Genomic DNA, 24298 nt, shown 5'->3' on the forward strand with positions numbered 1-24298 from the left:
CGCGTGCCACAGCGTAGCCGTTGGTCGGTGGGAGCGGGTGCTGGCCGAGGTGCTGGGCTGCTTCGCGGGTCGGTTCGCTTGGGTGGAGCCGCGTCGTGCGGCGGGGCAGTTCGTGACGGGGCTGTTGGCCGACATCGAGGTGAAGACGTGCTGGCAGTTGGCCGAGCAGGCTGGACACGCCCGGCCGGATGCGATGCAGCGGCTGTTGTACCGGGCGGTGTGGGACGCCGACGCTGTCCGCGATGACCTGCGGCAGCTGATCACCGCCCGGATCGGGGCCCCGGACGCGGTCCTGATCGTCGACGACACCGGTGACCTGAAGAAGGGCACCCATACGGTCGGGGTGCAGCGCCAGTACACCGGGACAGCGGGGCGGATCGAGAACAGCCAGGTCGGGGTGTTCCTGGGCTACGCCGGCGTCGATGGGCACACGCTGATCGACCGGCGGGTGTATCTGCCGGCGGCGTGGACCGACGACCGGGACCGCTGCCGAGCCGCCGGCGTGCCCGACGATATCGAGTTCGCCACCAAACCGGAGCTTGCCGCCGAGATGATCACCGCCGCCTTGGACGCCGGAGTGCCGGCGGGCTGGGCCACCGCGGACGAGGCCTACGGCAACAGCAGTGTCTTTCGCGCTGGCCTGCGCGAACACGAGATCGGCTACGTCCTGGCGGTGTCCCGCAGCCACTTGGTCCCGCTCGACGGCGGTAAAACCCGCGTCCGCGCCGACCGGATCGCCGCTGACCTACCGGTTACAGTGTGGCAGCGCCGCAGCGCTGGCGCCGGATCCAAGGGCCCACGCTTCTACGACTGGGCCTGGCTCGATGACGTGTGCACCGATGCTGACCCCGACGATGGCGGCCGACACAGCCTACTGATCAGGAAGAACACCGCCACCGGTGAGCTGGCCTTCTACCGCTGCTGGGCTCCCAGGGCGGCCACCCTCGCCCAACTCGTGCGAATCGCCGGCATCCGTTGGAGCGTCGAAGAAGCCTTCCAGGCCGCCAAGAGCCAGGTCGGCCTAGACCAGCACCAGGTCCGCCGCTGGGACTCCTGGCATCGCTTCACCACCCTCGCCCTGGCCGCCCTTGCCGTCTTGGCGATCAGCGCCGCCGACGCCACCGACGATTCAACCGACAGCCGGCTGATCAAGCTGACCGTCAACGAGATCCGCCGCCTGATCAACGCCTGCCTCATCCGCCCGATCACCGACCTCGCCCACCGTTTGCACTGGTCAGCCTGGCGACGCCGGCATCAAGCCCGAGCCCGACAAGCCCACTACACACGCCGCCTCAACCTCGAACTTCAACCATGATCCCGGGGCCTGTCTCGCTAAGGGTGTTTCCGGCGATCTTGGTTAGTAGGTTTCAGCGGCTGGGAAGCGGTCGCTGAAGGTGATGGCGAAGGCGTTCAGGGCGGGTTTCCAGCGCATCGTCCATCGGGTTCTGCCTGCTCCGGTGGGGTCCAACGATCGGGTCACCAGGTACAGACACTTCAACGCGGCCTGTTCGTTGGGGAAGTGGCCGCGGGCTTTCACGGCCCGGCGGTAGCGGGCGTTGAGCGACTCGATCGCGTTGGTCGAGCAGATCACCCGCCGGATTTCGACGTCGTAGTCGAGGAACGGGATGAACTCCGCCCACGCGTTGTCCCACAAGCGGATCACCGCCGGATACCGGCCGCCCCACTTCTCGGCCAGGTCCTCGAACGCCGCCCGGGCCGCGGTGGCGTTGACAGCGGTGTAGATCGGCTTGATGTCGTGCTTGAGCGCGTCCCAGTACTTGCGGGACGTGAGCCGGAACGTGTTACGGATCAGATGGATGATGCACGTCTGCACGATCGTAGCCGGCCACACGTTCGTCACCACCTCCGGCAGGCCCTTCAGGCCGTCGCAGACGAGGAAGAACACGTCCTTCACGCCCCGGTTACGCAGGTCGGTCAGCACACTCATCCAGAACTTCGCACCCTCACCACCCGAGCCGGCCCACAACCCGAGGATGTCCTTCTCCCCGTCGAGCGTGACCCCGATCGCGGCGTAGAAGGGCCGGTTGGCGACCTGCCCGTCGCGGACCTTGACCACGATCGCGTCGATGAACACGGCGGCGTAGATCTCATCCAGGGGCCGGTGCGACCAGTCGGTCATCTCCTCGATCACCTTGTCGGTGATCCGCGAGATCGTCTCCTTCGACACCGAAGCCCCGTAGATCTCCGCGAAATGCGCCGAGATCTCCCCCGTGGTCAAACCCTTGGCATACAACGACAACACGACTTCGTCGACCCCGGACAGGCGCCGCTGCCTCTTCCGGACGATCTGCGGCTCGAACGTGCCGGCCCGGTCCCGCGGCACGTCGATCTGCACCGGCCCCGACGCGTCGGTCAACACCGTCTTCGCCCTGGTGCCGTTGCGGACGTTGCCCGACTCCACCCCAGCCGACTCATGTTTCTCATAGCCGAGGTGCTCGGTCATCTCCTCGTTCAACGCGGTCTCCAGGACCGTCTTGGTCAACTGCTTGAGCAACCCGTCCGGGCCGGTCAACGACAGCCCTTGCTCCTTCGCGGCCCGGACCAGCTCCGCAGCGGCCTTCGCCTCCGCCGACGGCTCCGCCCGCTTCTTACGCCCGGTCTCGGTCTGGTCGTTCAGTGTCGCGGTCATCACGGCACCCTCCTCACCAGGCACAACGCCCGATGGGTCAGGCCGGAAACACCGTTAGATCCACAGACCCTGATCCCGAACGGCGGCTGCCGTACTAGTGCTGTGACCGGAAACGTTGGCCGGTTTCAGGCCGCCGTTTTGGCGGAGGTCTGACCCCAGCGTCGTTGTCGTTCGGAGCGGATCCGGGCTCGTTCGCGGCGTTGGGCGGCGAGGACATCGGGGTGACGGGCGTTGGCGTTGCGCCAGCGCAGGTAGTTGTGCAGGGCTTGGGTCGCGGCGGGATGGTTGGGATGGTTCGCCCCGGCCACGACGAACATCCGCAGCGGTCCGAAGTGCGCCTCGATCGGGTTCGCCCACGACGAGTACGTCGGGGTGAAGCACAACTCGACACGGTTCCGGGCCGCCCACTGCCGGATCTTGACGCCGCGATGCGCGGAGAGGTTGTCCAGGATGACGTAGACCGGCGCGCCGTCAGGGCGGGCGGCTCGGATGCTCTTGAGCGCTGCCAGGGTGTTCGCCGCGGACTTTGCCGGCGCACGACACCCCAGAGGGTGTCGTCGCCGACGCTGTAGCAGGCGTGGAACTGCCGGACCCCGTGCAGCTTGTGGTAGTTGCCGGGGAGCCGGTCCGGATGCCCGGCCCGAGTCCAGGACGCGCCAGCGTGTGGCCGGATCGTCAGCGGCCCGAACTCGTCGAAGGCGAAGACCCGGTCCGGGAACGCCGTGGTCACCGCCTCGATCCGGGCGAGTTTCGCCTCAGCGTTCGGGTCATTGGTCTCCTTCCACGTCTTCGTGCGCTGGAAGGTGATGTCGTGGCGGTGCAGGAACTCCCGCAGCCGTTCCCGGCCCACGAGCACCCGACGCGGGCCGTGGTTGTGAGCCAGGTAGTCCGCGAGTTTGCGCAGGCTCCACCGGGTGAACGGCTGACTGAGCGCTTGCGGTCTGGTCTTGGCCGTCGCGACGATGAACGCTTCGTCGTCTTCACTGATTCGGCGGGGACGGCCACCCGCCCACCGAGGGTCCAGGCAGGCCAGGCCCATGTCGTTGAACCGGTGGATCACCTCACGGACCGCGTCCTCGTCCCCCTGGACCAGGCGGGCGATTGCCGCGACGGTGTTCCCACTGGCCGAAGCCATGATCACCATCGCCCGACGCAACCGGATCGGAGACCCGGTCCCACGCCGCACGATCTGCTGTAGTCGCCGGCCCTCGTCATCACTGAGCCGACGAGCCCGGACAGGTTCTGCCATCCCGACAGCCTGAACCCTCCACCAGCCACCACCACGACCATTGACCGGCGTGTCACCCAACCCGGCCAACGTTTCCGGTCACAGCACTAGCTGCGCCGGGCATACCGCAGGCCCGGCGTCTAAGTGTTGTTCGACGTCCACCGTAAAGACGGCAGGCTGTAACGGTGCCGCCGGCTCCAGTTGGGGGTCAGCTTGGGCGGACTGAGGTGGGCGCGGCTTTCACAAAACCCTCGGCGTACGTCTGGCGAGCAGCCTCTAGAAAGTCGAGCCGTTCGCTCCAGACACGTTCCCAGCCGGCCCCAAGCCCGGGTGGCCATCGCCGACTCCGGTATCGCTTGTCGATGATCTCTGCGAGTGCGCCGATCGTGTCGCGCAGACGCTGGGCGCGTTGCGCTAGCAAGTCAGGTCCAGCCACCTGCACCGTTGCGTTCGCGGCGACGAGTTGGTGCCAGTCAGCAGCGTATTGCTGGTGCTGGTCCCTCGGTTGTTCACCCTCAGGATGCAGGTCCATTAGGTCGCTGAGCTCTCGGGCCTGATCGAGGAACATGTCCACCCGGGTCAGATACACCACGTACGCCGCGCTCCGTGCGTCGGCGAGCTGGTCGCTTCTGATGCGCTCAGCGTCCGCCGTCTCATGGCTACGAGCTCGCTCGGCCTCTGCGCGCTGGGTGCGAGTGCTGAGGTATCCGACGCCGAAGGTTGCTGCACCCCCGAGGACGGCACCCAGCAAGCCGAAAAGGCCGGTGGCGATCTCAGCAGTCATGGCCGGCAGTAAATCATAGAAGACCGAGAATGTTTTGCGTGCCCTCACCCGAGGTCGTGCTCATACAAGCCGGCGTTGAGCAACCACGCGAGGGGCGTGGTGGCGCGGGCGATGTAGTGCTCGCCGTCGAGGTGGTGCATGGTGACGGCCTGCGTCGAATCCTGATCGACCACCCAGCACTGGGAAGGCCAGCGGCAGCGTATTCGCTGCGCTGGTCACCGTGTCGACACCCTCGGAGCCGGGGAAACGATCTCGAAGACGAGGAGTACATCGGCGACCGGCAGCTACACAGCGTCTCTGCCTGCGCCTCGCTCCACACGACCAGATCGGGGATGGGCCCGTCGATGCCGGCCGTCACGGGCCCGGGCTGCGCACCCATTACCGTGGGGTCATCGAGCGTCATGACAGGTGGCATGTGCCTGCCTACCGCCTCCGAACTCGTGCGCGTATCTCACCGGTCTGACCTATGGCCCCAGTCATGGTGGGGCGTCGTCGGCCGCGTTCCCTGCGCGTGTTTGTCGCGAATCCGACTCGCTCACTGATCGGGCTGTCGGGGCAGGTCAACCCCGGTAAGGGGTGCAGTAGCATGCGGCAGTGATCCGCTCATGAGGCCGACCATCGCCGCCGACACCCTGCGTCGGACCCTCACCCAGTACCTGACCACCACCTTCGGCCTGACCGAGGACGGCGTACGCCAGGGCCTGGAGGGTTTTCTCTCCCACCCGGAGCAGGGCATCTTCCGTGGCCCGTACCTGCGGATCCGCACTCCCTTCCGCCCGGCGGAAGGTGACTGGCGGGCGTACCTCGACTGGGCGCCGGCCGATTTCACCCCTTACCTGCACCAGGCGAATGCGTTCGCCCGGTTGTCGACGAAGGGCAAGGCGGCCGAGCCGACGCTGATCACCACCGGCACCGGCTCGGGTAAGACGGAGTCTTTCCTTATCCCGGTGCTCGACCACTGCCGACGGCAGAAGCAGCTGGGCAGGGCTGGCGTCAAGGCGATTCTGCTCTACCCGATGAACGCCCTCGCGACGGACCAGACGCAGCGCATCAACGAGGTGCTCTCCGACCCGGCGCTCAGCCAGGTGACTGCCGGTCTCTACATCGGCGACGTCGCGGCCATCGAGTACGCGCACGTCTTCACCAAGCGCTCGGAGATGCGACGCACGCCGCCGGACATCTTGATCACCAACTACAAGATGCTCGACCTGCTGCTCCAGCGCGCCGACGATCTGCCGCTCTGGGAGGGCGCGGAACCGGCCTACGTGGTGCTGGACGAGTTCCACACCTACGACGGCGCGCAGGGCACCGACGTGGCGATGCTGCTGCGCCGGCTCGCCGTCGCGCTCGACCTCGACGAGCCGGAGCGGCCCCTCGGGCCGATCTGCCCTGTGGCCACCTCCGCGACCCTCGGCGAAGGCGGCGGCCGGGACGGTCGTACCGCGATCCGTGAGGTCGCCGAGCAGGTCTTCGGCGTCGCCTTCGACGCCGGGTCGCTGGTGGGGGAGGACCGGTACGAGGCCGGCGAGTTCGTCGCGAGCCAAGACTTCAGCCTGCCGCTGCCCAGCCCGGAGCAGCTCGCGGCCGTCGACGACCGCGATCCCGAGCTGATGATGACCGAGGTCGCTGAGCTGGTCGTCGACGAACGTTGTCTCGACAACCCAACGCGCCTGGGTGGGCTGCTTCGTCAGCATCCGTTGACGAAGGCGGTGCTCGACTCGCTCCAGGCGCGGCCGTGCACCCTCGACGAGATCATCGACGTGTTGCCCCGCAAGAACGCGACCGGTTGGGGCAGCGTGATGAAGACCCCACCCGAGATCACGGCGAAGGCTCTCGCCCGGTTCGTCGGCCTGCTCTCCATCGCGCAGAACCCGGATGTTCCCGGCCGCCCGCTGCTCAACATCGAAACCCACCTCTGGGTACGCGCCGTCTCCCGCCTGCTGCGGGGCACCTCCCACCAGGCCGCCTTCGGCTGGTACGGCGAAGCGCCGCGCGAGCTGGACCCGTACGCCACTGACGCAGACGTGGTCGTGGCCGACAACCGCTACCCACGGTTACCGGCCATCTACTGTCGGCACTGCGGTCGTTCGGGCTGGATGGCGTTGTCGCCGGAGAGGGATCCGCAGGAGCTGGAAACCGACCCGGACAAGATCTACCGGGCCAGCGTCGGCCGGGACAAGCGCCGGGTCCGCGCGCTGATCGCCGCGACCGGAGACGAGGTACGCCAGCGCACCCGTGGCCTGCTGGTCCTGGAGTACGGCCGTCGGGTGCGACCCTTCGACGAGCAACGCGACCGCGAGCCCACCGACGACGCGATCGTCGTGCTCGGTGACGTCCTCGACATCGACGGTGCCGAGAAGGACCGCTGCCCGTCCTGCGAGCTGGACCACGGCATCCGCTTCCTCGGCGCCGGCCTGGCCACTCTCGCCTCGGTGGCGATCACGCAGCTCTTCACCGGTGGGGAACTCGACGAGGCTGAGAAGAAGACGCTGCTCTTCAACGACTCGGTCCAGGACGCCGCGCACCGCGCCGGTTTCGTTGCCAACAGGTCCTACTCGTTCTCTCTGCGCTCCCTGCTCGCCGGTCGCTTGAAGGCTGGGGAGTCGATCGGGCTCGACGACCTCTTCGTCAGGATGATCGGAGAGGCGGCCAAGCCGGAGATCCTCTCCACCGTCGTACCACCGGACCTGCACGACCAGCCCGGTGTCGACAGCCTGCTCGGCGGTGAGCACAGCGGCAGCCGGGAGACCTGGGAGCTGATCAGCGAGCGACTCGTCTTCGCCACCGTGATGGAGACCGGGCTGCGCTCCCGCCAGGGCCGCACCCTGGAGTTGACCCGCAGCGTCGCCGTCGAGGTGGCCCTCGACGATCCTGCGCGAGCCGCCGCGATCTGCCGGGACGTGCACCTCACCGGCCCCGGCCATCTCGCGGTAGCACCGCCGGACGACGCCCGCTACCTCGCCTTCCTGCGCGGCCTGCTGGAACGGCTGCGGGTCCGCGGCGCCGTGTTCCACGAGTGGCTGGTGCCGTACCTGAAGCGTGGGGGCACCCGGTGGCAGATCTGGGGTGGCCGGCCCGCCGGGATGCCCGCGTTCCCGAAAGGGCTGTCCGCACCCGCGTTCCTGCTCGCGACACCGAAGTCTCGCTCAGAGTTCGACGTGATCACCGCGCGGGGCAACTGGTACCAAGACTGGACGTCGCGCTGCCTCGGCCTCGACCCCGGTGACGCCGCCGGCTTCCTCAGCCGTCTGCTGCCGGCCCTCGCCGCCGCCGACGTGGTCGCGGCGGGCGACACGGAGGACGGCAACACGGTGTATGGGCTGATGCCCGGCCACCTGAGGGTGACCCGGCTCGACGACGCATCCGCGGTGACGGCCGGGGTCGGCTGCGACACCTGCCACTGGCAGCAGACCGAGCACCCCGACCGGGTTGCCGACTGGATCGGGCAGCCGTGCCGGCAGTACCGCTGCCGGGGCCGGCTCCAGGTCGTTCACGACGAAACTGCCCCCGACGACTACTACCGCCGTCTCTACCTGGACAGCCCGGTGTTCCGGGTCGTCACCGGCGAACACACCGGCATGCTCACCCGCGCCCAGCGGGAGACGGTGGAGAAGGAGTTCCGCGACGGCGTTCGCTACACCGACCCGAACGTGCTCTCCTGCACGCCCACCCTGGAGATGGGCATCGACATCGGCGCCCTCTCCGCAGTGGTGCTCGCGTCACTCCCGCACGGCCCGGCGAACTACATCCAGCGGGCGGGCCGGGCCGGTCGCAAGAGCGGCAACGCGCTGGTGCTGACCCTGGTAGGGCGCACAGAACGGGACCGCTATTACCTGGCCGACCCGCGCGACATGATCGCCGGCCAGATCGTGCCACCCGGCTGCTTCCTGTCCGCCGTGGAGATCCTGCGCCGCCAGTACCTCGCCCACCTGATCGACCTGGCCGCCCGGGGCCGCCTCGCGGGGGTGCTGCCGATGCCACGGCGGGCACACGTGCTGTTCGGGCCGACCGGCTGGCTGACCGGCCTCGCCGAGGCTGGTCGCCGCGACAGCGGACGGCTGGTGGAGGGCTTCCTGAGCTTGTTCGGGGACAAGGTCCTCCGTGCTGCCGCCGATCAACTGCGGGAGTTCGCCGCCGATGGCATCGTCCACCGGGTCAAGGAAGCCGACGAGGTCTGGGACTCCCGACTGGCCGACCTGCGGCGCCGGATGCAGAAACTCGCCGCCGCCCGCGGCACGCTCGTGTCCAGCGACCCGGACCACGCCCGCGAGATCAAGATGTTGAAAGCGGAGGAGGGTGCGGTCCGCCGCCGACTGCGGGAGGTCAGCGCGGCTGCGGCGCACGGCACGATGGTCGAGTTCGGTCTCCTGCCGAACTACGCGCTCATCGACAGCCGTACCGACCTCGAAGCGACCTTGACCTGGGAGGACAAGGTCGACGGTGATCGCCGTTTCCACAGCGAGCTGCGCGAGTACGCCCGCCCCGCCCGCCAGGCGCTGGTCGAGATCGCCCCCGGTAACAGTTACTACGTAAGGGGTTACAAGCACGAGATCTCTGGGCTCGACGTCGGTCCGGCGGACCGGCCGGCGTACGAGCAGTGGCGGATCTGCGCCCAGTGCGGCTACGTCCGCACCCACCTCGCGAAGGAGGACACCAGCGCCTGCCCGCGCTGCGCGGACCGGGGCATCGCCGATCACGGACGGCTGTTCCAGGTCCTCCAACCGACGCGGGCGCTCAGCCGCGACAAGCGCGACGACGCCCGCATCCGCGACGACAGCGACGACCGGGACCGCCGCTTCTACGCCACCACCATCGCCGTCGACGTCGACCCGGCGAAGGTCGATTCGTCCTGGCGGCATGCCCACGACACGTTCGGTGTCGACTACAGCCGGCACGCGATGATCCGTCACTTCAACCTCGGCGCGCAGCGTTACGACCGGGCGGCGGAACTCTTCGCGGGTGAAGAGGTGCGAATCAACCGGTTCCACACCTGCACCTCCTGCGGCGGGACCACGGTCGACGGTGCGCCCGCGATGAGTCAACAACTCGCGGCGGAAACCTCGGGGTCGACAGTCGTGAAGGGCGCCGAACACCACCGCCCCTGGTGCCCGTACCGGCGGTCGCCGGCCGCCCCCGACGCTCACGTGGATCTGATCCTCGCCCACGAGTTGGAGACCGAGGCGCTGCGCATCCTGATCCCCGCCGCCACCGCCGTGGTCCAGGAACGCGTCGCGTCGTTTGCCGCCGCCATCCGGCTCGGCATCGCCGCGCAGTACGGCGGCGACCCCGCCCACCTCCAGGCCGTTTCGGCCACCATGCCGGACGGGCAGAGCGACGGGACGCGCAACTTCGTGGTCGTCTACGACACCCAGCCGCAGGGCACCGGCTACCTGCACCGCCTCGCCAAGCCGGAGGAGTTCCGCGCGGTCCTTGAGTTGGCACGGCAGCGGATTGCCGACTGCGTGTGCCGGCACGAAGGCAGGGCGGTGTGTCACCGCTGCCTGCTCCGTCATGCGCGTAACGAGCACTTCGCCCTGATGAGCCGCGACGAGGCGTTGGGCATGCTGGACAAGCTCCTCGACACCTGGGACGTCGAGGAGGGCACCCGGACGGATGAGATCTCGCTGATCCACCAAGTGGAGAGCGAGTTGGAAATGCGTTTCCTCACCAAACTGTTGGCGCTGGGCGCGACACCCGACTCGGGCCTGCGAATCGATCGGCGAACCGACCACGACGGTGCTCGCATCGCCGACCTGCGGTTTGTCCGGGACAACGGCCAGAGCGTCACCCACTGGCAGATGAAGCTGCAGAACACCGTCCGCGGCACCCGCCCCGACGTCCACTTCAAACGCCTCGACGCCCCGTCGCCGGAGGTGGCCGTCTATCTCGACGGCTTCAAATACCATGCCTCGTCCCAGTACAACCGGCTCGCGGACGACGCGGAGAAACGGGCCCGGCTGCGCGCACACGGCTACCTGGTCTTCGCGGCCACCTGGGATGACGTCAAGACCTGGGGGAACATCGACGAGCAGGGGCGGTGGACGCCGTACGGCGGGGTCAGCAGGCAGGCCGCCCGGGAGAGATACCGGCAGTTCCTCCCCGGTGCCGACCCGGACGAGCTGGAGCAGACCGTCTGGGTCAACCCGATCGAGCAGCTGATGCGCTTCCTCGCAGAGCCTGACCTGACCCGATGGCAGAAGCGGGCGGAAGCCACGTTGGCCGGTCTCCTGAAGCAGGCCCGGGACAACACCGCCACCGACTCCGGTGGTGTGGCGGAGCGGCTCCTGGCGGCACTGCGTGGCGAGCCACTGCCCGGCCCGACCCCAGGCAAAATCATGGTCGCCCGAGCCCGGGACAATGCCGACTGCCCGGTGACTCTCGTCGTCGACGGACGTGCCAAGCCCTTGCCGACCTGGTCCGCGCTGACCGTCCTCGATGACCTGCCGGCCGCTGTGACCGCGGCAGGCCACAAGGACCGCTGGGCTGCGTGGCTCGCCTGGGGCAATGTCGTCCAGTTCCTTGCAAACGGTGGCGGCGACGCCGGTCAGCTCGCTGTGTCCACCCTTGACACCTTCGAACCGGCTTCGCTGGCTGTCACCGAGGGCACCGGGCTGGCGCCGGCGCAACGCGCACTGCCGCTCGATGAGGAGACATCGACGTGGCTCGGCGTCGTAGCGAACCCGGTGACCGCCGAGCCGGAGACGCTCGACACCGAGTCGCCGTGGCGGGACGTCCTGCGCTACCTCGACGCGAACGAGAAAACTCTCGACCAGCTCGTCCAGCAGCTCGCCCGGCAGGACCTGCCCGCGCCGGTCGTCGGCTACGAGCTGGGCGACCAGGGCTGGCAGGCCGAGTTGGCCTGGCCCGACCGGCGGATCGCGATCGTGCTTACCGGTCCGTCCGACGACCCGGAGACGGAAGATCGCGACCGGGCGTACGCGGAGGCGGGCTGGCATGCACGTACCGCTCGGGAGTGGTCGGTTGACGAGTTGGCTGCCGAAATCAAGGCGACGAGCGGGGGAGAACGTCGATGAGCACCGGAGCAACCACACTGCGGATGCTGGACCGCGCCGACAAGGAGGTCATGAAGCTCACCCGCGCCGACATCGGAGCGGTCTACGAGTTCATGCACAAGTTCCGGCACAACCCGGAGAACCCGGGGCTCAACCTGAAGGCGCTCAACAGCGAGTCCCGGCTGATGTCCGCCCGGGTCAACAAGGACTACCGCGCGCTGCTGCTGCACATCGCCGCGCGCGACTACCTGCTCGTCGCGGTCAAGCACCGCGGTGAGGTGTACGACGACCTCAGCCGGTACGCGTATCGCATCAACCGGATCACCGGCGGCATCGAGGTCGTCGACATGGCACCCGTCGGTGACAGCATCATCGGCCGGGTCGTACCGCCCGAGATTGAGCCCGAGCCCGCGCAGAAGCCGCTCTTCGACACCTACACCGCCCCCCAACTGCTGGAGCTCGGCGTCTCCGAGCCATTGCTGCCGCAGATCCGGGAGCTGACCACTGAGGCGCAACTCCTGGAACTGCTGGACCGGGCGCCGCAGCTCACCACTGACGTCCTGTTCGCGCTCTTCGACGGCACCCCCTACGACGAGGTGCTTCAGCAGGTCACCGAACCGGTCCGCGCCGACGAGCCGGTTGACCCCGACGATTTCGAAGCTGCCGTCGAGCGCCCCGCCACCCAGGTGACCTCCGACGACGAGGCACTGCAGGCGATGCTCGGCGAAGCGTTCGAACGGTGGCAGATCTTCCTGCACCCCACCCAGCGGAAGTTGGTTGAGCGCCGGTACAGCGGCCCCGCGCGGGTCGGTGGTGGTCCCGGAACCGGAAAGACGATCGTCGCCCTGCACCGGGTGGCGCACCTGGCGCGGCAGTTGCCACCAGGGGTGGACAAGCCAATCCTGCTCACCACCTTCAACCGGAACCTCGCCGCCGACCTGCGGACCCGCCTGATGGCCCTGTGCGGGCAGGAGTTGGTGTCACGCATCGACATCGTCAACATCGACCGGTTGGCCAGCCGGGTCGTGGCCGAAGCCAAGGCGGGTGGCAGCCGCCGCGTGGTGGACGACAATCGCGTCCTTGAGCTGTGGGACGAATTCCTGTTGGAGACCGGGGCGACCGGCTGGGAGGCGGAGTTCCTGGCCGCCGAGTGGACCCAGGTGATCCTCGGTCAGGTGCTCAACTCCCGGACCGACTACTTCAAGGCCCGCCGCCCCAACCGGGGCCGCAGTCTCACTCGGGCGGAGCGGGACCAAATCTGGCAGCTGACCGAGCGCTTCGCCACCTGGCTAGAGAATCGTGGCGTCTGGACGTGGCGACAGGTGGCGCAACGGGCCGCCCGTCTCGAAATGGACCGCACTGCGCAGAACACCGGCGCAGCAGGCGAGTCGTCCGGCGGGTTCTACCGGCCGCGCTACCGCCACGTCGTGGTCGACGAGGCGCAGGACCTTAGCGCCGCGCACTGGAAGATGCTGCGTGCCATGGTCGCGCCAGGGTCGGACGACATGTTCCTTACCGGCGACACCCACCAGCGCATCTACGACAACCACGTCACGTTGGGCAGCCTCGGCGTCAACATCCGCGGTCGGTCGTCCCGGCTCACGCTAAGCTACCGCACGACCCGGCAGATCCTCGCCGACGCTCTGCAGATCATGAGTGGGGAGGTGTACGACGACCTCGATGGCGGTGAGGAAAACCTGGCTGGCTATCGGTCGTTGCTGCGCGGCGGCCGACCGGTCTTCCGCGGCGCAGCAACGTGGGCGCAGGAACGGGATCTGATTGTCGAGCAGTTGCGCGACTGGGGCAACGCGACGGACGGCTCGATCGCCATCTGCGTACCGACGAAGGACCTCGCCGCCGACGTCATCAGTCGGCTGGAGGCGGACGGCCTGGCGGTGGTGGAGATCGGCCCGGATGGCCCGAAGCGCCCCGACGGCGTGCACATCGGCACGATGCACCGGTTCAAGGGCCTCGAGTACCAGCGCATGATCATCGCCGGGGTCAGTGACGGCCTGGTGCCTCGACAGATGATCAGCAGGTACCGCGACACTGACCCGAAGCGCTACCAGCGCGAACGCCAGCGTGACCGGTCGTTGCTGTTCGTCGCCGCCACCCGTGCGCGTGACGAGCTTGCGGTGTTCTGGCACGGCACGCCCAGCCCGTTCCTGACCGGGCGGCTCGTACAGCGACAGCTAGCCTGATTGCCGCTCCTGCTCAGGCGGGGTCGGTGTGCGATGCGGGGGAGGCTGTAGGTGCAAGCGGGGGATCGTGTCGGTGACCGGTACGAGTTGACGTATCCGGTCGGTCGCGGAGGAATGGGTCAGGTCTGGGCTGGCTTCGACGAGCGACTTGACCGGCCGGTGGCGATCAAGTTTCTCCGGAAGTTGGAGGTGCCGGAGGACGAGCGTGAGACGGCGGGCAAGCGCTTCCGGCGCGAGGCGAGAGCGACCGCCCGGCTCGACCATCCCGGCGTACCGACCGTGCACGACCTGGGCGTGCACGGTGAAGATCTCTTCATCGTCATGCAGCTCGTGCCGGGGATCGTCCTCGCCGACCACATCGCCGAGCAGGAACGACTGCCTGTCGGCGAGGCTGCTTCCATTGCCGCGCAGGTCTGTTCGGTGCTCGGCGTCGCACACTCCGCCTCCCTCGTGCACCGCGATCTCAAGCCGCAGAACCTCATGATCACACCAGCCGGGGTGGTCAAGGTGCTCGACTTTGGTGTGGCCGCGCTGCTCGGGCCGGCCGAGGCGTCACGCCTCACCGCGACCGGCCGCACACTCGGCACTCCCGCCTACATCGCACCCGAGCAGGCCCAGGGTTCCCCAGTGGGGCCCGCCGCTGATCTGTACGCCTTGGGCTGCATTCTTTTCGAGATGCTCGGCGGGCACCCTCCCTATGAGGCGGCGAACGCCCCGGACATGATGCGCCGTCATATCGATGCGCCGATTCCCATCATCACTGAGTATCGATCGGATGTTCCCGACGACCTGGCGCACCTCATCTACTGCCTGCTGGCAAAGGACCCGGCGGAAAGGCCAGCGTCGGCTGGCGAGGTTCGTCAGCTCCTTATGCCTTTCCTCGACGGTGGCGACTGTCCGGGGCTGTTGGCCGCCCGAACGGACAACACGTTCTCCAGCACTGCACCGCATACCGCCCCCGTGACGGTTTCCCCGCAGAGATCCCCGCAGAACCTGGTGGAGTTGCGGTCGCAGGCGAGGGAGCTCGCCAAAAATGAGCGTTTCGTGCAGGCAGCCGAAATGTTGGAGCGGGCCCTCCGCAAGGTGCCGCAAGGTGGCGAGCGGATCACTACCGAGATTGTGGCGCTACGAGTGGATCTCGCGAGCCTCTTGATGCTCGCAGGTTACTACCGGCAGGCCCATCACGCGTTCGCGGCGCTGGCCCGGGACCTCGATCAGTCGGACGAGGAGCAGGATCTTGTCGAGGAGTGCCGACATCAGGCGATGGCCTGCCAGCTTGAGATGGGCGAATCCGCCGACGCCACCGGTCCGCTCTCAATTCTCTGACTCACCCGGAAACAGTCTCTGCCCCCGTTTTGGCAGCCCTCCGCCAGCCGCTACAGCTCACGATCGGTCCAAGTCTTCGGGTATCAGCGCTCTTTATCGTTCCACTCCGCAACACTGCATCAGCCGCTCCTGCAACCCAGACGGATTGCAGCAAAGAAAGTCAATGCCTAGTACGGCCTGCGGTCACCGCCAGATCTGAAGTTATGTTCACAACGTACAGACGATCACGCGGTGGCCGCCTCACGTCCACCCCACCTCAGCAGCAAGATCTAAAACGGCGGCTGCCGTATTAGGAGCAGCAAGACCAGGATCGACAAAAGAAATGAGATCGAATGGCGGGCTGACTGTGCGGTACTTCGTACGCGATTGTGCAGGGCGAAAGTGGCGCCGCCCAGCCTGCTCGCTACCTTCGGCCGGAAAGACCACGCGTACGGCATGGATTACGGGCCGGCAATATGGTCGCCGATCGACGACCAGGTCGTCATTGAGGCGGCGCTGCCCGAGCTGGGGCACGAGATCGCCTACGACCACACCCTTCTGACCGCTACCTGGCGTAAGTCGGTCAGTGAGCCGTGAACTAGCAGCGCTTCAAGATCACCCGGATGGCCGAGTGTGGGGCAGCGATGTCGCCTCTATGGTCGAACGGATTTTCCTGGACGATGACGTCACTCTGCTCCGGCACGCCAAGCGATGCGCGGGATCGCGGCTGAGGGCACCTGGCCTGTCGATCGTGAGTCGTTCGGCGTCTAGTGGGGCGCCGGATGGAACGTTCAGCTTCTCAACGAGCGCTTGATCAGCGGCGCGGTAACAAGACCTGGCTCGCGTAGTTTGGATGGAGAGATCTGGATGGGCGGCAACGAGGGCCTCTCGGCGCAGGATCGGTTGCTGCGGGCGACCATCCATCAATGGCGGGACAGTCTCATCAACCTCTCCGGCACGAACCGGCTGCTGAACTTCCGGTTGAGCAAGACCGGGGCGGTCCGGGTGCTCGGCCCGGCAGCCGCCGAGGTCTTGGCCGGTTTGGGTGCCGGGCGCTACTTCCAGTTCCGTCCCGCTGAGGAGATGGGCGACGAGTCCGAGAGGGCATCGGCCGAAGCGGGTCGCGCTCTCCCCGCTGCGGATTTTGAGACGCCGGGCAAGGGCCTCCGGGGCGACGTTCTCCGCACAGACAAGCCGGTCGGGGATCTGAGCGCGGCGCTTCGCAACCTGATGCGCCGATCGAACCAGGAGTTCCTGGACCGAGGGCTGTGGATTCTCTACCTCGCCTTCGGATCGCTCACTTGGACTGACGGTGATAAGGCCCGTTACACCAGCCCGCTGCTTCTCGTCCCGGTCCGCCTCGTTCCGACCGGTGTACGACAGTTGCCCCTGCTGCAGCGCGCGGACGAAGACCCAGTCGTCAACCCGGCTCTTATGTTGAAGCTCAACCAGCTCATGGTTACGTTGCCGTCCGTCGACGACCTCGAGGACGTCGCCTATGCCGACTTCCTGGCTGACGCGCGGTCCGCCGTTGTCGGCCAAGCCGGATGGCGGGTCAACGACGAGCTCACGCTCTCCTACTTCTCGTTCGCCAAGGAGGCGATGTACCGCGACCTGCTCGACAACGAAGAGTCTGTCGCCGGGCATCCGGTGATCCAGGCGCTGGCGACAGGTGGGCGAGGCTCGGGAGGTGCCGGCTTCCTCTTCGACGAGTTGACCGACGATCGAATCGACCGGGACATGCCGGCGGAGCAGATCCCGCTGGTGCTCGATGCCGACTCCTCCCAGCGGGCCAGCGTCGCCGCCGCGCTGGCGGGCCGCTCGTTCGTGATGGATGGCCCACCCGGAACCGGGAAGTCGCAAACCATCGCGAACATGATCGGGGCGCTACTGAACGCCGGCAAGCGGGTGCTGTTCGTCTCCGAAAAGGCAGCGGCGCTCGAAGTGGTCCGGAATCGGCTCCATGACGTAGGGCTCAGCGCCTACCTGCTGGAGTTGCACTCGCACAAGGCGACGCGAAAGGAGGTCGCGTCGGCTCTGGGGCAGGCATTGGAGACCGTTCCGGTCGCCCCGAGCGGAATGAGCGACCTTGATCTGGATAACGCCAGGCGCCGCCGTGAGGAGCTGAACGCGTACGCCGAAGCCATGAACATGCTGCGGGCGCCGCTCAACTACTCGCTGCACGACGTTCTCGGCATGATCGCCAAGTTGCACACCGTGCCCGCAGCTCCGGCGAGCGGCATCGCGCCGGTCGACTTGACTGTCGAGATGTTCGGCACCGTGCGGGTCACCGCTGCGGCGCTGGCCAGGGCCTGGCGCCCCGCTTCTCAGGGGCGCTCGTTCGTCTGGCGTGGCGTCACGCATCGCGGCTCCCTGGACGCGCGACTCTACGCAGCGGCCTCAGCGCTCGACGCGTTGGCCGGCGTCACCGCCGCTCATACGCCCCTCGCCGCCGCCTTCGATGTCAGCCGGTTGTGTCAGGCGTCTGATCTCGCGCGCATCGTCGCCCACTGCGTGATCCGGCCGGCCGACGTGCCGCAGCAGTGGCTGACCGCTGCCGCGCTCGACTCGGCGAGGGGATTCGCGGATCGTCTCGCTGCGGAACTGCGGGAACTTGCCGAACGGCAGGACGCCGCCAGCCGTGCCGCAGCCGCTTCCTGGTCCGATATCCCGACCACGGAGAGCACACCGGACCTCGACACCTCCGCGCTGGAAGACCTCACCGTCGCGCCACTGCACCTCGCAGGACTGACTTCGGAGCAGGCCACCGGGCTCGCCGACACATTCGCGGGCGACGCCGAAACACTGCAGACCGCCGGCCGCTCGCTCGCCGGGCTGGCCGTCATGCTTGGTCTGCCGCCCGTCGTGTCGTTCAACGACGCCGAGGCGACTCTGGAGGTGGCACGTCTCGGCGGCAGCGACAACCGTCCAGAACGAGCGTGGCTGTCCGCCGAGGGCCATTCCGCAGCCACCCGCGCCGCGCAGACGCTCCAGCAGGCCATTGCCGCCCTGGTAGAGGCGGAGAAGGCGGCGGCAGCACAGTACACCGACGCGGTACTCGGAGCGGACGTCGAGGGACTGGCACACCGTTTCGCGAACGATCACCGGGGCGTGAAGAAGCTCGGCGGCGCTTACCGCGCCGACAAGCGTGCTCTAGCGGCGTTCACCTGCGCGGGCGTCAACTGGCAGTCGGCGCGCGACCAACTGCAGTTGGCGATTGCCTGGAAGCAGGCCGCACGCACCCTCACCGACGAAGAAGGTCGGTATGCGAGGACCCTCGGCACCTACTATGACGGCCGCTCGACCGACTTCGAGCGGATCGACCGGGCGTTGACGGCCGCGGACACCGCGATCCGCCAAGCGCGCACCACCGACTTGCGGAAGCTAGCCGATCACATCGCTGTTGACGCGACCCCCAACAGCAGCGTCCTCAGTGTCGCCGACGAGACGCGCGCGCGGTTGCACGACTGGCGGTCGCGCCTGGCTCCGGAACCGCTGCCCGCCGCACGGCCGGAGCTCGCACTGCTCTCCATCACGGAGGCGGCCGGATGGCTGCGCACCCACCTCACCCCGCTGCGGTCAGCGGCTGTGCTGGCAGGGTCGGTCAGCCAGGCGGTGAACCGGCCCTTGACCGTCGCCGAGTCCCGTCACCTGCTTGAGCTCCGCGCGTCCGTCGACGCTGCCTACACCGCGCTCGCGGCAGCTGGCCCTGCGTATTTGTCGATCCTCGGCCCGCTGTATGCCGGTGAGCGGACTGATCTGCCGTCGATGCACACGGCACTGGCCTGGGCCGCACAGATGCGCGCTTGTAGAAAGGGCTTCGACGAGCCCCTGACCGCCGGGCAAGCGGACGCGCTGCAGAGCATTGTCCCAACACCCCAGCTGGACGACATCGAACGGCGGTGGGCCGCGGCGCGTGCCGACCTGCTGGCAGCCTTCGAACCGGGCCGGCACGCCGAACTCGGCACCGAACTCGACGACTACGCCGAGGCAGGCGACCTTATCGCCGCCCTGCGCGAGGACAGCGCCGGACAAGACGAGTGGTTCGCCTATCAGGGCGCGCGCGCTGAACTCGTCGCCGTAGGACTTGAAACCGCCATCGACTTTTGCATCGCCGAGGGCATCAGCGCCGAGCAAGTGCCGCTGGTTCTGGAGCGAGCCCTGCTGCAGGAGTGGGCCGACCATCACCTGTATCAGGATGCTGCACTACGTCCCGTGCGGGCTGAGGATCGCGACTCCCTCGTGGCCGAATACCGGGCCCTGGACCGGGCGCTCATCGGGGCGGCGACCTCGCGGATCATCACTGCGTGCAACGCGCGCCGTCCTCGCAACAACCTGGGTGAGTCGGGTGTCATCCGCCGCGAAGCTGGCAAGAAGAAGAAGCACATGCCGGTGCGGCTGCTCTTGGAGCGTACGCGTCACGTCACTCAGGCGATCAAGCCATGCTTCATGATGTCGCCGCTGGCGGTCAGTCAGTATCTTCCATCGGACATGCGGTTCGACGTCGTCATCTTCGACGAGGCTAGTCAGGTCGCACCGGCCGACGCTGTCAACTGCATCTACCGAGGTGACGCGCTTATCACGGCGGGTGACCAGAAGCAGCTCCCGCCGACCAGCTTCTTCACCGCTGGCGTCGCCGACGACAGCGACGAGTGGGATGAGGAGGCCGAGGACGGTATCGACTTCGAGTCCGTTCTCGATCTCATGAAGGGTTCCGCGGAATTCCGCGCGCTCACGCTGCGCTGGCATTACCGGTCCCGGCACGAGGCGCTCATCGCCTTCTCGAACTCGTCGTTCTACAAGGGCCGCCTCATCACGTTCCCCGGGGCCGAGGACGTCGGGCCCGACGTGGGCGTGGAGTTGCTATACGCCGCCGGCACCTACCGGCGCGGCTTGTCGCGCGACAACCCGGTCGAGGCAGCCAAGGTCGCCGAGCGGGTCATCCACCACTTCACCACCCGCCCGCACCTCACGCTCGGTGTGGTGAGCTTCTCCGAGGCGCAGGCCGCCGCCATCGAGCATGCCGTTGAAGAGGCCCGCCAGGACCGTCCGGAACTGGACAAGTTCTTCACCGACGACCGGCTCGACGGCTTCTTCGTCAAAAATCTCGAATCGGTGCAGGGCGATGAGCGCGACGTGATGATCTTTTCGATCGGATACGGCCCCGACGAGGCCGGCAAGACGACGATGAACTTCGGTCCGTTGAACCGGGCCGGCGGATGGCGGCGATTGAACGTGGCCGTCACTCGGGCGCGTTTCCGCAACGAAATCGTCGCCAGCGTGCGGGCATCCGACATCGTTGCCGCTGCCGGCAGCGAAGGGCTGCGGCATCTGCGCCGCTATCTCGACTACGCGGAGCGCGGCCTTGCGGCTCTGGCGCTGGACACCAGCACCGGCGGTGACGCCGAATCACCGTTCGAGGAGTCGGTCATTTCCGTGATCCGCTCGTGGGGCTACGAGGTGACCCCGCAGGTGGGGGCGGCCGGCTACCGGATCGACATGGGGGTGCGTCATCCTGATCGGCCCAGCGTCTATGTGCTGGGCGTCGAGTGCGACGGGTTCCAGTATCACTCCTCAAGGGTGGCCCGGGACCGGGACAGGCTGCGTGACCAGGTACTGCGTGGCCTCGGGTGGCGATTGCACCGGATCTGGGGCACCGCGTGGTATCGCAACCGGCTCGGCGAGGAAGAACGCCTACGTGCCGCGATCGAAAAGGCCCTCGCCGCCCCAGTGCGCGGGCTTCTGTCCAGCTTGGAAGAGACGATCGAGCGCCCCGCCGTCACCACCGAGGCAGCGGCCCTCGACCTGCAACCGACCTGGGTGACGCCGTACCAGACGGCGGTCGTTGATCGCTTGCCGTACTGGGCAGATCCGGGCGAACGCGGAAGCGCGCATGCCATGCGGGTGGGCGTTGCCGAGGTCGCCGCCGTCGAAGGGCCGGTGCATATCACGGTCATGCACCAGAGGTTGCGCGAGTGCTGGGGCATTGGTCGGATCGGGTCGCGGATCCGGGACAACATCGATGCTGCGATTCGTCAGGCTGGTCTCGACCGCGACGGGGATTTCGTGCGAGTGCCCGGCACCGTCGTCCGCGAAGTCCGCAACCCTGTCGACGCCTGCAGCCGCAATGTGGAGCAGGTCCACGACGACGAGTTGGCGCTCGCCTTGACGAATCTCGTCCGGGACACGGGTGGCGTGGGCCGGAGCGAGCTGAGTGCACACGCGGCCAAGCTGTACGGCTGGAACCGGCGTGGACCGGACATCTCCCGGCGGCTTGAACTGCTCATCGACCGCTTGGTCGCTGACAGCGTACTCATCGCCAACGGACACAGCTTGTCGACCGATCATCTCCCGCCGACGTGAATGCATCAGCGGATCGCGCAACGCGCTACGGCGACCTTGCGCGGCACGAGAGGAGTGTCGACTTGCTGTAGCTCCTGATCAGCGGGCGGAGTTAGCTCCCCTTGGTCGCGGTGACGAAGGCGGACCAGTTGTCCAAGCTGAAGGTGAGGACAGGGCCAGTGTGGTCTTTGGAGTCGCGGACGGCCACGACGCCGGGGAGATTGGTGGCGACCTCGACGCAGTCGCCGCCGTTGTCGCCGCTGCGGGTGCTCTTGCGCCAGATGGCGCCGGTCAGGTCAGTCATGCCGCATCTCCCCAGCGATCCGCTTGATCATGTCAGTCGATTCTGCCTCGCCGAGGGCCAGCGCATCCAGCCCTCGCCAGACGCGTTGGTAGGCGGCCAACTCGTCAGGCTTGTCGAGGTAGAGCGCCCCGGTCAACGACTCGCTGTAGACCACGGACGGCTCCGGCGCTGCACGGCCTCCCTTGGTCGCCGGGAAGTCGAGGATCACGAAGGATCCCGCAACCGCTCCGGGCTGGGGCCCTGCTGCCAGTGGCAGCACCCGGACGCTGACGTTCGGTAGCTCGGACAGCTTGATGAGGTGGGCGAGCTGTTCGGTCATGACCGGCGAGCCGCCAACGCCACGGCGGAGTACCGCCTCAGACAGCATGGACTCAAGCCTGGGAGCTGCCGGCAACCGCCGCGTGAGCAACGCCTGCCGTTGAAGTCGGACCTGTACGGCCCGCTCGCGTTCCTCCTCGCTCAGCATCCCGCCGAGGCGGTAGAGCGCGCGGGCGTACTCCTTGGTCTGCAGGAGGCCGGGGATGAGTGACTCGTCATAACGGCGCAGGTGGGCGGCGGCGGATTCCAGACCGACGTAGAGCTCGAACCAACTCGGCACCGCGTCGCCGTACGCGTGCCACCAACCCTTCGACTTCGTCTCCACGGCCAGCCCGCGCATCGCCTCGGTCATCTCGGGCGACACCCCGTACAGCTCGCACATGGCCTTGACGTCGAGCACTCGGACCGAGCCCTGGCCGCATTCGAGACGCCAGATCTTCTGCCGGCTGTATTCGAGGGCTTCGGCGGCGGCGTCGAGCGTCACCCCGGCCTCGTTGCGGAACTGCCGCAGCAGCCGTCCGAGTTGCCGGCGCGGCACTGTCGATCCGATGTCGTCGGGCATCCGCACACTCCCTGGTTCCAGCACGCAACGCTGCGTGACCTGCTCCTGCAACTCCTACGGGTTGCAGCAAAGAAAGTCAATGCACAACGGGGAAATTACGGTCTGGAATGTTGCGCTTCCACTGCGGACTGTCGCAGGCTGATCACAGCACGGTGGCCGTCCGGTCCCCCCGAACGGCCGCCGTGCATCCCCGAAGATCCCTGCGCGGCGGTAAGGCAGGCACCCATGAACGCCAGAAACCAGCGATCAGACCAGTCGAGCGGTGGCGCGACCTACCGCTCCGCCGCGTACACCAGTCTGCTGCCGTGGCAGGTGCGTGAGCGCCGCTTCGCGCCGACCGGGCTCGGACGTCGCGGTCTGAACCCTGACGATGTGTACGCCTTCCTCGACCGGGTCGCCGTCGACATGGCCGCCGTCTACGCCGCTCTCGCCGAGAGTCGCCGCGAAACCGCACGGATCAAGGACGGGCTGCGCCGCTGGCAGACCGAGCAGGCCCGCGCCCGTAACGAGCGGGACCAGGTCCGATGAGCCAGCGGTACGTCATCCATCTGCCCGTCGTCGCCACCGATCTGCCCGCCGCGCAACGCCTGGCCCGGGTCATCGGCCGGTGGATCCTGGTGCTGCCGATGGTGGACCCGGGGGAGACCACCGTCTCCGAGGAGGACCAGCAGTTCCTCCGTCACCGGGTCTTCTGCGATCTACGGCTGCCCAGCGGCCGGCGCTGCCTCCTGCGAGACAGCCACGACGGCGACTGCTCCCGCCGCTTGCGCCGATGACAGGTGCGAAGAGTCGAGTACGGCGCGTTGCCGCTGGCGGCGACATCGAGAAGGCGAGAGCCGCGATGGCCCGCAATCCGTTCCTGACCGAGGCCGCGCAGGAGCGGGCGCGGGATGTCTTCCGCCACCACAAGAGCTACCGGGGGTAAGTGTTGCGCTATCAGATCCACTTCGATAAGGAACTGCCCGCAGCTGCCCTCCGGCGGTTCCTCAATGAGGATTACGGCATCTCACCTGATGCCGTCTACATCGGTCGGATCGAAGACCGAGCGGTCGACGACCTGCGGCCGGTCGTCATGGTCAATCCCTCGGACGAGGACGAGGGATTCGGCTGGATCCTGACCGGGGACACCGAACTCGCCGATGCCACTGGGCAAGGGGAGCGTGAGCTGGCGGCCACGCTCGCCCGAACCTTCGGGGTGCGGGCGCTGGTCGACGACGGCAGCATTCACCCCGACCGGTGGTTGCTGGTCAGCACCGACGGCAGCAGTGGTCGTGTCGTCATCGACCAGGACGCCGCAGCCGACGGGGACCTGCGGGTGGTGCACGCCCTCGAACCCATCAGCGGTGAGCCGCACCTCGCCGTCGTACCGCCACCGGACTGGGCGCGTGACTGGTGACCGACGGCGAAGGTGTGGATGAGTCCTGCAGCTAGCGCGGTGGTGGTGAAACCACCCCTCCCGATTCGCCCGATCGGGATGAGGCACGGTCACCCCCGGTTCCGACAGGCTGTCGAGGTACCGGCACGGTGCGTTCCGCACCGAACCGAAACGCGGCGCATCGAGGCCAGGGGAGTGCCTAACTGTCGGTTCGAC

The 24298-nt window shown here is 67.6% G+C and carries 15 protein-coding genes and 1 pseudogene; 10 read left to right on the forward strand and 6 right to left on the reverse strand.

Features of this window, described 5'->3' with window-relative positions; all coding sequences use genetic code 11:
- Positions 1-52 precede the first annotated feature (52 nt).
- Positions 53-1315 carry an IS701 family transposase gene (locus tag O7617_RS26350; protein ID WP_282264875.1) on the forward strand — a complete coding sequence of 421 codons (1263 nt, stop codon included), beginning with the start codon at positions 53-55 and terminating at the stop codon, positions 1313-1315.
- Positions 1316-1357: 42 nt separating this feature from the next.
- Here the strand turns inward: O7617_RS26350 and O7617_RS26355 are convergent, their stop codons facing one another.
- The 4 genes and pseudogenes from O7617_RS26355 to O7617_RS26370 form a co-directional block, all read right to left on the reverse strand.
- On the reverse strand, positions 1358-2650 hold the full coding sequence (locus O7617_RS26355) for an IS256 family transposase (RefSeq protein WP_282258817.1): 1293 nt from the start codon (positions 2648-2650) through the stop codon (positions 1358-1360).
- Between the two features lie 125 nt (positions 2651-2775).
- Positions 2776-3899: pseudogene (locus tag O7617_RS26360) on the reverse strand (IS630 family transposase).
- Positions 3900-4086: 187 nt separating this feature from the next.
- On the reverse strand, positions 4087-4662 hold the full coding sequence (locus O7617_RS26365) for a hypothetical protein (protein WP_282258818.1): 576 nt from the start codon (positions 4660-4662) through the stop codon (positions 4087-4089).
- Between the two features lie 44 nt (positions 4663-4706).
- Entirely contained in the window at positions 4707-4835 is a 129-nt protein-coding gene (locus O7617_RS26370; protein ID WP_282258819.1) for a hypothetical protein, read from the reverse strand.
- 432 nt (positions 4836-5267) lie between these two features.
- On the opposite strand from O7617_RS26370, the gene O7617_RS26375 reads away from it, so the two are divergent.
- The 5 genes from O7617_RS26375 (at position 5268) to O7617_RS26395 (ending at position 21544) form a co-directional block, all read left to right on the forward strand.
- Complete coding sequence (locus O7617_RS26375; protein ID WP_282258821.1) at positions 5268-11696, forward strand: DEAD/DEAH box helicase; 6429 nt, start codon at positions 5268-5270, stop codon at positions 11694-11696.
- Positions 11693-13876 carry a UvrD-helicase domain-containing protein gene (locus tag O7617_RS26380; protein WP_282258822.1) on the forward strand — a complete coding sequence of 728 codons (2184 nt, stop codon included), beginning with the start codon at positions 11693-11695 and terminating at the stop codon, positions 13874-13876. The genes O7617_RS26375 and O7617_RS26380 overlap by 4 nt, the downstream gene beginning before the upstream one ends.
- Positions 13877-13927: 51 nt before the next feature.
- Positions 13928-15202 carry a serine/threonine-protein kinase gene (locus O7617_RS26385; RefSeq protein ID WP_282258823.1) on the forward strand — a complete coding sequence of 425 codons (1275 nt, stop codon included), beginning with the start codon at positions 13928-13930 and terminating at the stop codon, positions 15200-15202.
- Between the two features lie 381 nt (positions 15203-15583).
- Positions 15584-15778: a hypothetical protein gene (locus O7617_RS26390; protein ID WP_282258824.1), complete on the forward strand. Its 195-nt coding sequence runs from the start codon at positions 15584-15586 to the stop codon at positions 15776-15778.
- Positions 15779-16048: 270 nt separating this feature from the next.
- Positions 16049-21544, forward strand: coding sequence for a DUF3320 domain-containing protein (locus tag O7617_RS26395; protein WP_282258825.1), 5496 nt, complete (start codon positions 16049-16051; stop codon positions 21542-21544).
- 91 nt (positions 21545-21635) lie between these two features.
- On the opposite strand, the gene O7617_RS26400 is transcribed toward O7617_RS26395, so the two are convergent.
- Both O7617_RS26400 and O7617_RS26405 read right to left on the reverse strand, forming a co-directional pair.
- Complete coding sequence (locus O7617_RS26400) at positions 21636-21827, reverse strand: DUF397 domain-containing protein (protein ID WP_282258826.1); 192 nt, start codon at positions 21825-21827, stop codon at positions 21636-21638.
- Positions 21820-22707, reverse strand: coding sequence for a helix-turn-helix transcriptional regulator (locus O7617_RS26405; protein ID WP_282258827.1), 888 nt, complete (start codon positions 22705-22707; stop codon positions 21820-21822). Before O7617_RS26405 ends, O7617_RS26400 begins: the two co-directional genes overlap by 8 nt.
- Before the next feature lie 225 nt (positions 22708-22932).
- Between O7617_RS26405 and O7617_RS26410 the strand changes: the two genes are divergently transcribed.
- From O7617_RS26410 to O7617_RS26425, 4 genes are read left to right on the forward strand one after another with little or no spacing between them, the layout of a single operon-like run.
- Entirely contained in the window at positions 22933-23235 is a 303-nt protein-coding gene (locus tag O7617_RS26410) for a DivIVA domain-containing protein (protein WP_282258828.1), read from the forward strand.
- The gene (locus tag O7617_RS26415; RefSeq protein ID WP_282258829.1) at positions 23232-23483 is read left to right on the forward strand and encodes a hypothetical protein; all 252 of its coding nucleotides are present in this window, start codon (positions 23232-23234) and stop codon (positions 23481-23483) included. The genes O7617_RS26410 and O7617_RS26415 overlap by 4 nt, the downstream gene beginning before the upstream one ends.
- The gene (locus O7617_RS26420; RefSeq protein WP_282258830.1) at positions 23480-23632 is read left to right on the forward strand and encodes a hypothetical protein; all 153 of its coding nucleotides are present in this window, start codon (positions 23480-23482) and stop codon (positions 23630-23632) included. The genes O7617_RS26415 and O7617_RS26420 overlap by 4 nt, the downstream gene beginning before the upstream one ends.
- Entirely contained in the window at positions 23633-24103 is a 471-nt protein-coding gene (locus O7617_RS26425; protein WP_282258831.1) for a hypothetical protein, read from the forward strand.
- Positions 24104-24298: the final 195 nt, after the last annotated feature.

Source organism: Micromonospora sp. WMMD1155, from assembly GCF_029581275.1.
Taxonomy (GTDB): Bacteria; Actinomycetota; Actinomycetes; order Mycobacteriales; family Micromonosporaceae; genus Micromonospora.

Bases quoted from the DNA above. Each gene is read 5' to 3' on its own strand.
- O7617_RS26355 (WP_282258817.1), bottom strand. From the start codon at position 2,650: ATGACCGCGACACTGAACGACCAGACCGAGACCGGGCGTAAGAAGCGG.
- O7617_RS26365 (WP_282258818.1), bottom strand. From the start codon at position 4,662: ATGACTGCTGAGATCGCCACCGGCCTTTTCGGCTTGCTGGGTGCCGTC.
- O7617_RS26375 (WP_282258821.1), top strand. From the start codon at position 5,268: ATGAGGCCGACCATCGCCGCCGACACCCTGCGTCGGACCCTCACCCAG.
- O7617_RS26380 (WP_282258822.1), top strand. From the start codon at position 11,693: ATGAGCACCGGAGCAACCACACTGCGGATGCTGGACCGCGCCGACAAG.
- O7617_RS26395 (WP_282258825.1), top strand. From the start codon at position 16,049: ATGGGCGGCAACGAGGGCCTCTCGGCGCAGGATCGGTTGCTGCGGGCG.
- O7617_RS26400 (WP_282258826.1), bottom strand. From the start codon at position 21,827: ATGACTGACCTGACCGGCGCCATCTGGCGCAAGAGCACCCGCAGCGGC.
- O7617_RS26405 (WP_282258827.1), bottom strand. From the start codon at position 22,707: ATGCCCGACGACATCGGATCGACAGTGCCGCGCCGGCAACTCGGACGG.
- O7617_RS26410 (WP_282258828.1), top strand. From the start codon at position 22,933: ATGAACGCCAGAAACCAGCGATCAGACCAGTCGAGCGGTGGCGCGACC.
- O7617_RS26415 (WP_282258829.1), top strand. From the start codon at position 23,232: ATGAGCCAGCGGTACGTCATCCATCTGCCCGTCGTCGCCACCGATCTG.
- O7617_RS26420 (WP_282258830.1), top strand. From the start codon at position 23,480: ATGACAGGTGCGAAGAGTCGAGTACGGCGCGTTGCCGCTGGCGGCGAC.